Raw genomic sequence first — 391 nt, forward strand, 5'->3', positions numbered from 1 at the left:
GAATAGAGTTCTGTTTACGGCAAAGGCCGCATTTCGGATCAAATGATGCCAAGCCGACGCCATTCGGCGCGAGTGGCTGCGTCTATACCATGTGCTTCGAGAACGGCGTCGGTGTGCTGACCCAGGGTCGGCGCGGGCGTTCTTACCTGGCCCGGCGTGCCTTGAAGTTTAGGCACAATCCCCGGGAGGGTAACGGGCGTGCCGTCATCCAGCGCGCTCAGCAACAACATGTCACGCGCCTGATAATGCGGGTCGCCGGCGATATCGGCAGCGTCGTAGATCTTGCCTGCCGGGATACGCGCCTCGTTGAGTGCAGCAAGAACTTCGTCCATCGAGCGCTCGGCGGTCCAGGTCGAAATGGCAGCATCAATGCGTGCCACATGCCTGACCC

At 60.9% G+C, this 391-nt stretch carries 1 protein-coding gene; it reads right to left on the reverse strand.

All coding sequences use genetic code 11. The annotated features are described in order from the left end of the window. Nucleotides 1–38 precede the first annotated feature (38 nt). Nucleotides 39–391: CoA transferase (locus tag ALO43_RS12500; protein WP_174518495.1), on the reverse strand; the 353-nt coding region annotated here is incomplete at its 5' end.

Origin of the sequence: Pseudomonas tremae, from assembly GCF_001401155.1 — a bacterium.
Taxonomy (GTDB): domain Bacteria; phylum Pseudomonadota; class Gammaproteobacteria; order Pseudomonadales; family Pseudomonadaceae; genus Aquipseudomonas; species Aquipseudomonas tremae.